The organism is Acrocarpospora macrocephala, assembly GCF_009687865.1.
GTDB classification, from domain to species: domain Bacteria; phylum Actinomycetota; class Actinomycetes; order Streptosporangiales; family Streptosporangiaceae; genus Acrocarpospora; species Acrocarpospora macrocephala.
In genome coordinates this window covers 191394-204605 of record NZ_BLAE01000033.1, presented here as the reverse complement: position 1 = coordinate 204605, position 13212 = coordinate 191394, and the positions used below count along the sequence as shown (strand labels likewise).

The 13212-nt window shown below is 71.7% G+C and carries 10 protein-coding genes; 8 read left to right on the top strand and 2 right to left on the bottom strand.

Annotation, left to right across the window (positions count from 1 at the left end; genetic code table 11):
- Complete coding sequence (locus tag Amac_RS27340) at window positions 1–1587, bottom strand: phage tail sheath family protein (RefSeq protein ID WP_155357271.1); 1587 nt, start codon at window positions 1585–1587, stop codon at window positions 1–3.
- Between the two features lie 450 nt (window positions 1588–2037).
- Between Amac_RS27340 and Amac_RS27335 the strand changes: the two genes are divergently transcribed.
- The 8 genes from Amac_RS27335 (at window position 2038) to Amac_RS27300 (ending at window position 10846) form a co-directional block, all read left to right on the top strand.
- A complete protein-coding gene (locus Amac_RS27335; RefSeq protein ID WP_170322671.1) occupies window positions 2038–3144 on the top strand; it encodes an alcohol dehydrogenase catalytic domain-containing protein in 1107 nt (368 codons plus the stop codon).
- On the top strand, window positions 3141–3929 hold the full coding sequence (locus Amac_RS27330; protein ID WP_155357270.1) for an SDR family NAD(P)-dependent oxidoreductase: 789 nt from the start codon (window positions 3141–3143) through the stop codon (window positions 3927–3929). Before Amac_RS27335 ends, Amac_RS27330 begins: the two co-directional genes overlap by 4 nt.
- A gap of 11 nt (window positions 3930–3940) precedes the next feature.
- Window positions 3941–5692 (top strand): IlvD/Edd family dehydratase, encoded by a 1752-nt coding sequence (locus Amac_RS27325; RefSeq protein ID WP_155357269.1) that lies wholly within the window; start codon window positions 3941–3943, stop codon window positions 5690–5692.
- Between the two features lie 164 nt (window positions 5693–5856).
- A complete protein-coding gene (locus Amac_RS27320) occupies window positions 5857–6903 on the top strand; it encodes a LacI family DNA-binding transcriptional regulator (RefSeq protein ID WP_155357268.1) in 1047 nt (348 codons plus the stop codon).
- Window positions 6904–7063: 160 nt separating this feature from the next.
- Window positions 7064–7819 carry a ribonuclease activity regulator RraA gene (locus Amac_RS27315; protein WP_155357267.1) on the top strand — a complete coding sequence of 252 codons (756 nt, stop codon included), beginning with the start codon at window positions 7064–7066 and terminating at the stop codon, window positions 7817–7819.
- Window positions 7807–8970, top strand: a complete 1164-nt coding sequence (locus tag Amac_RS27310; RefSeq protein WP_218041303.1) for a mandelate racemase/muconate lactonizing enzyme family protein — start codon at window positions 7807–7809, stop codon at window positions 8968–8970. The genes Amac_RS27315 and Amac_RS27310 overlap by 13 nt, the downstream gene beginning before the upstream one ends.
- Window positions 8967–9860, top strand: coding sequence for a fumarylacetoacetate hydrolase family protein (locus Amac_RS27305; RefSeq protein ID WP_155357266.1), 894 nt, complete (start codon window positions 8967–8969; stop codon window positions 9858–9860). The genes Amac_RS27310 and Amac_RS27305 overlap by 4 nt, the downstream gene beginning before the upstream one ends.
- The gene (locus Amac_RS27300) at window positions 9857–10846 is read left to right on the top strand and encodes a Gfo/Idh/MocA family protein (protein WP_155357265.1); all 990 of its coding nucleotides are present in this window, start codon (window positions 9857–9859) and stop codon (window positions 10844–10846) included. The genes Amac_RS27305 and Amac_RS27300 overlap by 4 nt, the downstream gene beginning before the upstream one ends.
- Before the next feature lie 46 nt (window positions 10847–10892).
- Here Amac_RS27300 and Amac_RS27295 read toward each other — a convergent pair whose 3' ends face one another.
- Entirely contained in the window at window positions 10893–13211 is a 2319-nt protein-coding gene (locus Amac_RS27295) for a beta-xylosidase/alpha-l-arabinosidase (RefSeq protein ID WP_155357264.1), read from the bottom strand.
- Window position 13212 lies beyond the last annotated feature (1 nt).

The window sequence follows — 13212 nt, the reverse complement described above, 5'->3', positions numbered from 1 at the left end:
TCAGGCCTGGATCTGTCCGGCGAGCTGCTGCATTCGGATGATCACGAACTCGGCCGGCTTCAGCGGGGCGAAGCCGACGAGCACGTTGACCACGCCGAGGTCGATGTCGTTCTGGGTGGTCGTCTCCCGGTCGCACTTGACCAGGTACGCCTCGCGGGGAGTGCGCCCCTGGAAGGCCCCCTGCCGGAAGAGGTTGTGCAGGAACGCGCCCACGTTGAGCCGGATCTGCGCCCACAGCGGCTCGTCGTTCGGCTCGAACACCACCCACTTCAGCCCGCGGAACAGGCTCTCCTCGAGATAGAGCGCGGTGCGCCGCACCGGCAGGTACTTGTACTCGTCGGCGGCCGCGTCGGCCCCGCGCATGGTGCGCGCCCCCCACACCACCCGGCCGAACACCGGCAGGGTGCGCAGCACGTTCAGGCCGAGCGGGTTGAGCAGCCCGTTCTCGCCGTCGGTCAGGTTGAGCTGGAGCCCGGCGGCGCCGTTGAGCGTGGCGTCGGTGCCCGCGGGGGCCTTCCACACGCCGCGCTGGGCGTCGGTGCGGGCCAGCACCCCGGCCACGGCGCCGCTGGGCGCGAAGGAGTCGACCAGGCCGTTCAGCAGCGGGTCGGGTTGCAGCAGGCGGGGGAAGTAGACGGCGGCGTTGCGGGCGCGGGTGCCGGTCAGGGTGGTGGCGGACATGCCCTTGACCGCTTTGTCCACATCGGTCCAGGACGTCTTCGGGTCCACGAGGAGCGTGGCACGCCGCTTGACGCAGTAGTCGAGGGCCTCGCCGTACACGGTGTCCGAGACGTCGCCGCCCCGGGTGTCGGCGGTGATGACCAGCAGGTTGAACAGGTCCACGTGCTCCAGCGCGTACAGCCCGGTCTTGGCCGACGGCGAGCCCGTGAAGTCGCCGTCGCCGAGCGCGGCGCTGGCGTTTCCGTTTGCGCTGGCCTTGGCGGACTTGGCGTCGTCGGTCCACACGTCGGCGTCGGCCGGGCTGCCGGAGTGGGCGCCGGGCGTGGTCGTCGCCGGCAGCGAGGTGGCGACCGTGACCAGGGTCGACTCGGCCTTGAGCACCCGGTCGGCGCGGCGGGCGCTCTCCTTGGTGGTCAGGTTGAGAAAGCTCTCCAGCCTGCCGTCGGGGTCGCGGACCGTCAGGTCGAACAGGTCGGCCGGCTGGACGCCGAGGCGTTCGGCGACGGCGATGAGGTTCGGGTCGGAGGCCGGGCGCTGGTCCACGCGGAAGCGCATCCTGTTGGCCCAGTCGCCTTCTGAGGAGGCTTCCAGCTTGAGGTCGGTGGCCTCGAAGGTGGCCTTGGCGGTGGCGCCCGGCGGGGTCTTGTAGAGACGCACGACCACGGCCTGCGAGCCGCCGTTGGCGAAGAAGTCACGCACCGCGTAGCCCAGCGTCATGGTGGCCGCCAGCCCGCCGAAGATCCGCTCGAAGTCCCCGAATCCGGTCAGCGTGACCGGCTGGTTGACCGGCCCGCGCACGGCTTTGCCGAGGAAGGCCGTGATGGACGTGCCCACGCCGGTGATCGTGCGGACTCCACTGGGGATCTCCTCGATGTAGACCCCCGGATAGCTGACAGCCGCTGGCATCGGCTACCTCCCTCGTCGCCTCCACCTCACGGTAATCGCGTGACCACAGGCCAGAAAGGTCACACTCCGGCTACCTGTCATGCGCCGGCGCCAGGCGGAGCCATCCGTGGGTGACCTATCTGAAAACAATGGTGAGGTCGCGTCGCTCCTCAGAAGGGCGGCGGCATGTCGAGGAAAGTTTCGCCGTGCGGCCGGATGATGTTCGATACCCGTATGTGCGGCAGAACCCCAGCTTGAAGTGGTCCTCCTGGTGCGACCGGCGATCGGGGGACAGGGATTACGAGGCTAGCTTGGCCAGGTATTGGGTGGAAAGTTGCGAAACTGTTGACGACTTATGTTCGTAACACCTACCGTTGCAGCGGTTGAGTTCGGAGCCCATGTAAAGGCCCCCGGCGAGCGTGGAAGTGGCTTGTCCGGGGCTGGTGGGCGGTAGCGGGAGAACGGGGTCGGATGAGGGCTGCGCTGCTGGAACGGTTCGGGGCGCCCCTCGTGGTGCGAGGGCTGGATCTCGATGCGCCGGGGCCGGAAGAGGTGCTGGTCAGGGTCGAGGCAGCTGGGGTTTGTCACAGTGACCAGCACTACCTCGCGGGGGATCTGCGGTGTCCGCTGCCGGTCGTGCCGGGGCACGAAGGGGCCGGCGTGGTGGAGGCCGTGGGGCCGGGGGTGACGCGGTTCGCGGTGGGGGATCGGGTCTGCCTGATGTGGCGGCCGCGGTGCGGGCACTGCCGGAACTGCCTGGTGGGGCGGCCCGCGCTGTGCGAGGCCGCGGGGATCATGGTCGGGTCCGGCGGGTTGCTGGACGGGACCACGCGGCTGCACGCGGATGGAGCGTGGGTGCATCACCTGCTCGGCGTGTCCTGCTTCGCGGAGTATTGCGTGGTGTCGGAGCGGGCGGTGGTGCCGGTGCCGGAGGGGGTGCCTTCGGAGATCGCGGCCATCGCGGGGTGCGCGGTCATCACGGGGGTGGGGGCCGTGCTCAACGCCATCGGGCGGTGCGCCGGAGAGGCCATCGTGATCTTCGGGGCGGGCGGGGTCGGGCTGTCGGCCGTGCTGGGGGCGGTGCTCGCGGGGGCCAATCCGATCGTCGTCGTGGACGTGGTCGCGGAGCGGCTCGCCATGGCCGAGCGGCTCGGGGCCACGCACACCGTCGACGCGTCGCGGGCGGACGTCGCCGCGGCGATCCAGGACATCCGCCCCGGCGGCGTCGAGTGGGCCATCGAGGCCATCGGGCGGCCCGCCACGCTGGAGACGGCGATCGAGGTGCTGCGACCGGGCGGCACGCTGGTCGCGGTCGGCCTCGGCAAGGTCGGGCAGACCTTCAACGTGCCCCTGAACATGCTGGTGCAGCGGGAGAAAAAGGTGGTCGGCAGCCTGTACGGCTCGGCCAATCCCCTCATCGACCTGCCCCGCCTGTTCGAGCTGTACCTCGCGGGACGGCTGCCGCTCGACACGCTCATCGGCCGGCGGTACTCGCTGGATCGCATCAACACCGCGTTCACCGATCTGACCAGCGGCTCCGTCGGCCGGGGCGTGGTCATGCCGTGGGAGACACCATGACAGCGGACGTACCAGACCAGGCGAGGTACGCCGTCTACCCGAGCCTGCGGGGAAAGGTCGCCTTCGTCACCGGCGGCTCGACCGGCCTGGGGGCGGAGTTCGTCGCCTCGCTGGCGGCGCAGGGCGCGCGGGTCGGATTCGCCGACATCGACGACGCGGGCGCCGAACGGCTCCTGGAACGGCTGACCGGCGCCGGTTGCCCGCAGCCGCTGTACGTCCACGCCGACGTCTGCGACATCGACCAGTTGCGTACGGCGATCGCGGCGGTGGAGGACGGGCTCGGGCCGATCTCGATCCTGGTCAACAACGCCGCCAACGACGTGCGTACGGACATCGAGACCGTGGACACACCCGACTGGGACCACGGCATCGCGGTGAACCTGCGCCACCACTTCTTCGCCATCCAGGCCGTGATGGCGGGCATGCGTAGACTCGGCGGCGGCTCCATCATCAACCTCGGCTCGATCAGCGCGCACGTGGACTTCGTCGGCCTGCCGATGTACATCGCCGCCAAGGCCGCCATCGAGGGCCTGACCAGAACCCTGGCCAGGGAGCTCGGGCCGGACCGCATCCGGGTCAACTGCGTGATCCCGGGCTGGGTTTTCACCGAACGGCAGCTCACCCACTGGGTCACGCCCGAGGTTCGCGAGAAACTCGCACAGGTGCAGTCGTTGCCGGACAACCTCATGCCGGCCGACGTGGCCCGGCTGGTGCTGTGGCTCGCGGCCGACGACAGCGCCCTGTGCACCGGCCAGAAGTGGATCGTCGACGGCGGATGGATGTGAACGGAGACCCGATGGGGCACAACGAGCACGACGGGACGAGCGGGACTAGAAGGCGCAGTTCGCACTGGTTCGCGGCCGAGGGCCGCTCCGGCATGCTGTACCGCTCCTGGATGCGCAACCAGGGATTCGGCGCGGAGGTCTTCGACGGCCGCCCGGTCATCGGCATCGCGAGCACGTGGTCGGAGCTGGCCCCGTGCAACGCGCATCTGGACCGGGTGGCCGAGGCGGTCAAGCGCGGCGTCTGGATGGCGGGCGGGTTCCCGCTGGAGTTCCCGGTGATGGCGACCGGTGAGACGCTGCTGCGGCCGACCGCGATGCTGTACCGCAACATGCTCGCCATGCAGGCCGAGGAGCTGATCCGCGCCAACCCGCTGGACGGCGTGGTGCTGCTGTCCGGCTGCGACAAGACGACGCCCGGCCTGCTCATGGGCGCGGCCAGCGTGGACCTGCCGGCCGTGATGGTGACCGGCGGCCCGATGCTGAACGGCAAGTACCGGGGCCAGGACGTCGGCTCCGGCACCCACGTGTGGAAGTTCGAGGCCGAGATCAAGGCCGGCCGCATGACCGCGGCCGAGGGCCACGTCGCCGAGGGCTGCATGGCCCGGTCGAACGGCCACTGCATGACGATGGGCACGGCCTCGACGATGGCGTGCGTGGCCGAGGCGCTCGGCATGCAGCTGCCCGGCTCGGCGGCCTGGCCCGCCGTCGACTCGCGCCGCATGGAGGTCGCGCAGGAGGCGGGCCAGCGCATCGTGGCCATGGTCGAGGAGGACCTGCGGCCGAGCGCGATCCTCACCCGCGCGGCGTTCGAGAACGCCATCCGCGCCAACGCCGCCATCGGCGGCTCGACCAACGCCATCATCCATCTGACCGCGCTGGCCGGACGGCTCGGCGTCGACCTGCCCCTGGACGACTTCGACGCCTTGGCCCGCGCCGTGCCGACCATCGTCGACCTGATGCCCTCGGGCCGGTTCCTGATGGAGGACTTCTGCTACGCCGGCGGCCTGCCGGTCGTGCTGCGCCAGCTGGACGAGGCGGGCCTGCTGAACTCCGGCGCCCTGACGGTGACCGGCCGCGGCATGGGGGAGAACGTCGCGGACGCGGTCTGCTGGAACACCGAGGTGATCCGCCCGCTGGCCGAGCCGCTGCAGCCGGCGGGCACCGGCACCGCGGTCCTGCGCGGCAACCTCGCCCCGGACGGCGCGGTGATCAAGCAGTCGGCCGCCTCGCCCGCGCTGATGCGCCACGTGGGCCGGGCCCTGGTGTTCGACTCGCCCGAGGACTACCACGCGGTCTGCGACGACGACGACCTCGACGTGAGCCCCGACGACGTCCTGGTCATCCGGGGCGCCGGGCCGAAGGGCTACCCGGGCATGCCCGAGGTGGGGAACGTGCCGCTGCCCGCCAAGCTGCTCCGCGCCGGGGTGACCGACATGGTGCGGATCAGCGACGGGCGGATGAGCGGCACCGGTTTCGGCACGGTGGTGCTGCACGTCGCGCCCGAGGCGGCCGTCGGCGGCCCGCTCGCGCTGGTACGCACCGGGGACCGCGTCGAACTGGACGTGCCGGCCCGGCGGCTGACGCTGCTGGTGCCGGACGACGAGCTGGCGCGCCGGCGGGCCGAGTGGCTGCCGCCCAAGTCCGAGGACGACAGCGGCTACCGTTGGCTGTACCGGGAGCACGTGCTGCAGGCGGACGGCGGCGCCGACTTCGGGTTCCTGCGGGGCGGCCGCGGGAGCGAGGTGCCACGCGACTCGCACTGACGCGAGCACTGACCGCCAGCACTGACCGCGAGTACTGACATCCCCGGCCTGGTTCGGTGACGTCAAATCGGGGCAAACGACCAAGCATTAGGTTCGAATGACCGCTGCCCCGTACGATGGTGACTAGACAAAGAAGCCAAGTTTCGGTGATGGAGCAACGGTTGGTGTCCGACTCGATCGAACGGCGCGTCACGGTCGCCGACATCGCTGCCCAGGCCGGGGTGTCCCGCGCGACCGTGTCGAAGGTGCTCAACGGCCGTTCGGACGTGGCGCCCGCGACCCGGGTGCAGATCGAGGCCGTGCTCGTCACGCAAGGCTACATCCCCACCAAGCGCACCAAGCGGCCCGTGATCGCCGAACGCCGCGGCGGCCTGATGGAGATGCTGTTCAACGACCCGAGCACGCCGTGGGCCGCCGAGATGATCCGCGGCGCCGAGGAGGCCGCCCGGGGCGCCCGGGTCGGCATCGTGGTGTCCGTGCTGGACAGCGGCCCAGGGCGCGGGCAGCAGTGGCTGGAGGACATCGCCGAACGCTCCCCGCGCGGCATCATCCTCGCGCTGTCGGAGCTGACGGCGGCCGACCACAAGCGCATCGCCAAGCTTGGCGTGCCGGCCATCCTCGTCGACCCGGTCGGCGACTCCGACACCGGCATCCCGTCCATCGGGGCGGGCAACTGGGGCGGCGGCATGGCCGCCACCCAGCACCTCATCGACCTCGGTCACCGGCGCATCGGCATGATCACCGGGCCGATGCGCTTCCTGTGCAGCCAGGCGCGGCTGGCCGGATACCGCGCGACGCTGGAGCGGGCCGGGATCACGGCCGACGACGGGCTGGTCGAGCACGGCGACTTCCACTACTCCTCCGGCCTCAAGCTGGCGCTGGCCCTGCTGGACCGGCCGGAGCCGCCCACGGCCATCTTCGCGGCCAACGACGAGCAGGCGCTCGGCGTCTACGCCGCGATCCAGCAGCGGGGCCTGCGGGTGCCCGACGACCTGAGCGTCGTGGGCTTCGACGACGTGCCGATGTCGCAGTGGGTGACCCCGCCGCTGACCACGGTGCGGCAGCCCATCGCGGAACTGGCCGCCCTGGCCGTCCGCACGCTGCTCGCGCACCAGGACGGCACCGAGATGCCCGAGGGCCGGGTCGAACTGTCCACCAAGCTGGTGGTGCGCGGCAGCACGGCGCCGCTGGCCCGGCGCCGGACCCGCTGAACAAGAGCACGGAGTTTCGATCCACCCGAGCGATGTTTCGATGGTGTGACCTGGACGTCGCCCCGAAAGCGCGAGGACGCTACCATTGCGTCGGCTACTGTTTCCGAAATTCCCTCGAAACTCCGCTAGCCGAGGATCTCCGGGTGAAAGAGAGACCGACGTGATCGAGACGCACGACATCGTCCGCCCGGCGGGCGAGCTCGTCGCCGGTTTGCAGGCCATCGGCAGCGCCACCGCGAGCAGCGAGCTCAACCGCCTCGGGGTCCGCAGCGCGCACATCCGCGGCCCGGTCTCGCACACGCCCGGCACATGCGTCGCCGGTCCGGCTCTCACCCTGCAGTTCATGCCGAAACGCGAGGACCTGTACCCGGTCGACGAGTACGCCGACCCGGAGAAGCAGCTGCACCGGCACGTGCTCTACCACACCCGGCCGGGCGACATCGTGGTGGTGGACGCCCGCGGCGACATGAGCAGCGGCGTGTTCGGCGAGATGATGCTGCTCTACTTCAAGCGCCGCGGCGGCCTCGGCGTCGTCGTGGACGGCTGCGTGCGCGACATCGGCAAGGTGCGGGACCTCGGCCTCGGCCTGTGGGTGCGCGGCGCCACCCCGAACTTCCACTCCCAGACCGGCATCTTCCCCACCGCCGTCAACGTGCCGGTGGCGTGCGGCAACACCGTCGTGATGCCGGGCGACATCATCGTCGCCGACGACGACGGCGCGGTGGTCGTCCCGATCAAGCTGGCCCCGGCCCTGCTGGCCGAGGCGAGCCGGCACGCCGAATGGGAGGAGTTTTCCCGCCAGCGGCTGTCCCAGGGCGGCGACCTGAGGACGTACTATCCGCTGTCGGAGGAGGCCACGCCCGAGTACGAGCGCTGGCGGCGCGCCCGGCACGGAGCCGGCGCGTGGCCCGCTTGAAGATCGTCGAGCTGGTGCCGTGGCTGGTGCGGTCCGGGGGTTCCTACTGGGGCGAGTTCCTGTTCCTGCAGGTGCGCACCGATCAGGGTGTGGACGGCTGGGGTGAGGTCACCACCACGACCCGCGCGGCCAACCGCGGCGTCGCGGCCATGCTGCGGCAGGCGGGTGAGCTGCTCGCCGGGCACGACCCGGCCAGGATCGAGGACATCTGGCACAAGCTGTTCCGGGCGTTCACCTATATGGGCAGCCGCGGCGCCGCCACCAATGTGATCAGCGCCGTCGACATCGCGTTGTGGGACATCCGCGGCAAGGTGCTCGGCGTGCCGGTGCACGACCTGCTCGGCGGCGCCGTCCGCGACGACCTGCTCCTGTACACCCATCCCGACCAGTCCAAGTTCGGCACCAGGGAGGGGATCGCCGAGGAGATCGGGAAGATTGTCGACTCGGGGCACACCGCGATCAAGTTCGACCCGTTTCCGCACGAACCCGGCCAGCCGGAGGCCAACGACCGCTACCTCGACGGCCGGCTCAGCCGGGCGCTGGAGCGCGAGGCGATCGAGCTGACCGCGAGTATCCGTGAGCTCGCCGGGCCCGACGTCGAGCTGCTCGTCGACGCGCACGGCCGGTTCGACGTGCCCACCGCCATCCGGCTGGGCCAGGCCCTGGACGAGGTGGGCGGCATCCACTGGTACGAGGAGCCGGTGCCGCCGGAGAGCCGCCACGCCCTCCAGCAGGTACGGGACCGGGTGCGGGTGCCCATCTCGGTGGGCGAACGGCTGCACACCCGCTGGGACTTCGTCCCGATCCTGGAGAGCCGGCTGGCCGACTTCGTGATGCCGGATGTCACCTGGACCGGCGGCATCAGCGAGCTGAAGAAGATCGCCACGATGGCGGAGGCGTACTACGTCCCGGTCTCCCCGCACGACGCGAGCGGGCCGGTCAACCTCGTCGCGGGCGGTCAGGTGATGCTGACCGTGCCGAACTTCTACCGTCTCGAGTCGAGCGGCCACGATCTCAGCGCGTACAACCAGTTCCTGCGCACGCCGCTGGACAACAGCGACGGCCGCCTGAAGCTGCCGCCGGGTCCCGGCCTCGGGCTCGACTTCGACATGGACTACCTGCGGGCCCACGCGCAGGAAGGAGTCAGGTGAACATCGTCAGGTATCGCACGCGACAATCCGCCGAGCCCCGGATCGGCCTGCACGACGACGGCGCCGTCGCCGAGCTGACCGGTGTCGCGTCCCTCGCGCAGTTGTGGACGCTGCCGCTGGACGCGTTGCGCGCCAGGCTGGACGGCCCGCTCGGCGAGCGGGTGCCGCTGGCGGACGTCGAGCTGCTTGCCCCGGTGGACGGCCGCACCGAGGTGTGGGCGGCGGGCGTCACGTACGAGACGTCCCGGGAGGCCAGGGTCGAGGAGAGCGAGCGCTCCGCGACCGTCTACGAGCAGGTCTACGACGCCGAGCGGCCCGAGCTGTTCTTCAAGTCGACCGGCTGGCGGGCCGTGGGCACCGGGGGAGAGCTCTCCATCCGCCCCGATTCGGAGGTGGACGTGCCCGAGCCCGAGCTGGCCCTGGTGGTGAACAGCCTCGGCGAGATCGCCGGGTACACGGTGTGCAATGACATGTCCTCGCGCAGCATCGAAGGCGAGAACCCGCTCTACCTGCCCCAGGCCAAGATCTTCTACGGCGCCTGCGGCCTCGGCCCGTGGGTCACCCCGGCGTGGGAGGTCGAGGACCCGTACGACCTGCCCATCCAGATGACCATCCACCGCGACAAAGCACCGGTCTGGTACGGCGAGGCGAACACCGGGCGGCTGCGCAGGCGGCTGGACGGCCTGGTGGCCTACCTGATGTTCGGCGATGTGCACCCCGACGGCGTCGTGCTGTCCACCGGCACCTGCCTGGTGCCGTCGGCGCCGTTCACGCTCGCCCCCGGCGACGTGGTCGAGATCGGCATCGGCGGCGTGGGCGTGCTGCGCAACCCCATCGTGCGCGGCAAGCCCGGCGAAACCACCCCTACCCTGGAGACATCGCTGCGATGACCATCCCCGAACCTCTGCGCTGGGCCATCGTCGGCACCGGCGGCATCGCCGCGGCCTTCGCCGCGGACCTGCGGCTGTCCGACGCCGGTGAGCTGGTGGCGGTCGGCTCGCGCACCGCGGCCCGCGCCGAGGCGTTCGCCGCCCAGGTGGGCGCGCTCCGCTCCTGCGGCGACCAGGCCGAACTGCTCGCCGCCGCGGACATCGACGCGGTGTACGTCGCGACCCCGCACACCGCGCACCGGGACGCCGCCCTGGCCGCCATCGAGGCGGGCAAGGCCGTCCTGGTCGAGAAGCCGTTCACCATCAACCGCGCCGAGGCCGAGGAACTGGTCAAGGCGGCCAAGACCCGCGGGGTGTTCCTGATGGAGGCGATGTGGACGCGCTTCCTGCCGCACATGGTCCGCATCCGCGAGCTGCTCGCCGAGGGCCGCCTCGGCGACGTCCGGCTGGTGACCGCCGAGCACGGCGTCTGGTTCCGCCGCGACCCCGCGCACCGCATGTTCGACCCGCACCTCGGCGGTGGCGCCCTGCTCGACCTCGGGGTCTACCCGGTGTCGTTCCTGTCCATGGTGCTCGGCGCCCCCGCCACGGTGCGCGCCGCCACGCAGTTCGGCGACACCGGCGTGGACGGGCAGACCGCGGTGATCACCGGGTACGCGGGCGGCCGCCAGGGCGTGGCGACGAGCAGCATGGAGGCGTTCCTGCCCAACCGGGCGTCCATCGCCGGGACGGACGCGCGCATCGACATCGACGCCTGGTGGTATCGCCCGACGTCCTTCACGCTGACCGCGCGCACCGGCGCGGTGGAGCGGTACGAGTTCGCCGTGCCCGGCAACGGGCTGCGCTTCCAGACCGAGGAGGTCGCGCGCTGCGTGCGCGCGGGCCTGCTGGAGAGCCCGACCCTCACTCTCGACGAGTCCTGCCAGATCATGGGCACGATGGACGAGGTCCGGGCCCAGGTCGGCCTGCGCTACCCGGGCGAGTGAAAGACGGTGGCCCCGCCGCCGCGCGGGGCCACCGTCTTTCCCGCCGTCACACGGTGGTGACGGTCGCCTCCATGACCCGGTCGAAGCCGACGTGGCGCCGCGGGCCGGTCATCGTGACGGCGATGGTCTCCCGGATGTCGGCGCTGGACGCCCCCACCCGCAGCTCCACCTCGCCGGGGTCGACCTGCCGCCGCCAGGACGCCCCGGTGTAGGAGGTCTGGTCGGCGTGCAGCGTGAGGGTGATCTCGCGCGTCTGGCCGGGGGCCAGGTCGACGCGGTGCGCGGCGAGCAGCGCCTGCACGGGGCGGGCGACCTCGGCGACCGGGTCGTGCAGGTACACCTGAACCACCTCGGACACCTCCCGGTCCGCCTCGTTGCGCAGCGTCACCCGCACGTCGAACGTGCCGTCGGTGGTCCAGGACGAGTCCCCGGCGATCCCCGCCCAGGTGACCGGCGCGTACGACAACCCGTGGCCGAAGGCGAACAGCGCGGTGGGGTCCACGTCGCTGACTTCGCTCCGCAGGGCGAGGGGCGCGCCCAGGTAGGTCGCGGGCTGGTTGCCGCCGTCCCTGGGGAAGCTCACCGGCAGCCGTCCCGCCGGGTCGGCCCGTCCGGACAGCACGTCGGCCAGCGCCGCCGCGCCCTCCTCGCCGGGGAAGAACCCGCACACCACGGCGGCCAGCCGGTCGATCTGCCGGCCGAGCTCGTACGGACGGCCAACCAGCAGCACCAAAACGACGGGCGTGCCGGTGGCGAGCACGGCCTCCAGCAGCTCCTCCTGGCGGCCGGGCAGGCGCAGGCCGCTCGCGTCGCAGCCCTCACCGGAGGTGCCGCGCCCGAACAATCCCGCCTGGTCGCCGAGCACCGCCACGCAGACGTCGGCGTCGGCCGCGGCCGCCACCGCCGTGGCGATGCCCTCGTCGTCGCCGCCGAGCACCGGGACGCCCTGCGCGTACCGCACGTCGTAACCGGCGAGGTCGGCGCGCAGCGCGTCCACCAGCGTGGGCACCTCGATCCCCATGCCGACGCCCGGGTGGTGCACGCCGACGTGCATCGGGAACGAGTAGCAGCCCAGCATGGCCTGCGGGGTGTCGGCGCGCGGCCCCACCACGGCCAGCTTCAGGCCCCCCGCCAGCGGCAGCGCGCCCGCGGTGTTGTGCAGCAGCACGACGGACCGGCGGGCCAGCTCACCGGCCAGCTCTCGCACCTCGGCGTCGTCCAGCACGACCTCGCCGTCCTCGTCCAGCACGGGCGGCTCCGGCGCCCAGCCCTCGTCGAGCAGGCCGAGCTCGCACTTCTGCAGCAGCACCCGCCGCAGCGCGCGATCGATCAGCGCGATATCCACCTCGCCGCGCTCGATCGCCTCGACCAGCGGCGGTCCGAAGCAGTTCACCGTGGGCAGCTCGACGTCGATCCCGGCGGTGAGCGCCAGCCGGGCCGCGTCCGCCGGGGACGCCGCCACGTGGTGCAGGGTCTGCAGGAACGCGACGGAGAAGTAGTCGGCCACCACCGTGCCGGTGAAGCCGTACCTGTCGCGCAGCTGGTCGGTGAGCAGCGCCGGGTCGGCCGCCACCGGGGTGCCGTCGATGTCGGCGTAGGAGTTCATCACCGAGCCGGCGCCCGCGCGCAGCGCCATCTCGAACGGCGGCAGCAGCACGTCGGCGATCTCGCGGCGACCCGCCGACACCGGGGCCAGGTTCCGGCCGCCCTTGGACGCCGAATACCCCACGAAGTGCTTGAGCGTGGCGATGACGCCCGCGGACTGCACGCCGCGCACGTAGGCGCTTCCGATCGTGCCCACCAGCACCGGGTCCTCGCCGATGGTCTCCTCGACCCGGCCCCACCGCAGGTCGCGCGCGACGTCCAGCACCGGGGCGAGGCCCTGGTGGATGCCCAGGCGCCGCATGGTGGCGCCGATCTGCGCGCCCATCCGCTCGATCAGCCCGGGGTCGAAGGTGGCGCCCCAGCACAGCGGCGAGGGGTAGACGCCCGCCTGCCACGCGGCCAGGCCGGTCAGGATCTCCTCGTGCACCACCGCGGGGATGCCCCACCGCCCGGCCGCCATGATGGACCGCTGGGCGGCGGCGAGGGTGGCCGCGCCCTTGGCCACGTCGACCGGCGCGGTGCCGAACGGCCGGGTCAGCTGCCCCATGCCGTCCTTGACCAGCTCGTCCCACGGGAGAGGCAGCGAGGTGAACTCGTGCTGGTGCGGGGCCATCTCGCCGTCGGTGTTGTCGATGCCCACCCAGACGCCGTACAGCTGGGCGACCTTCTCGGGCAGGCTCATCAGCGCCATCAGCGCCTCGACCCGCTCCGCGGGTGACCGGCGGGCGTCCTTCCATACGTCTGTGCTCACGAGGGTCATA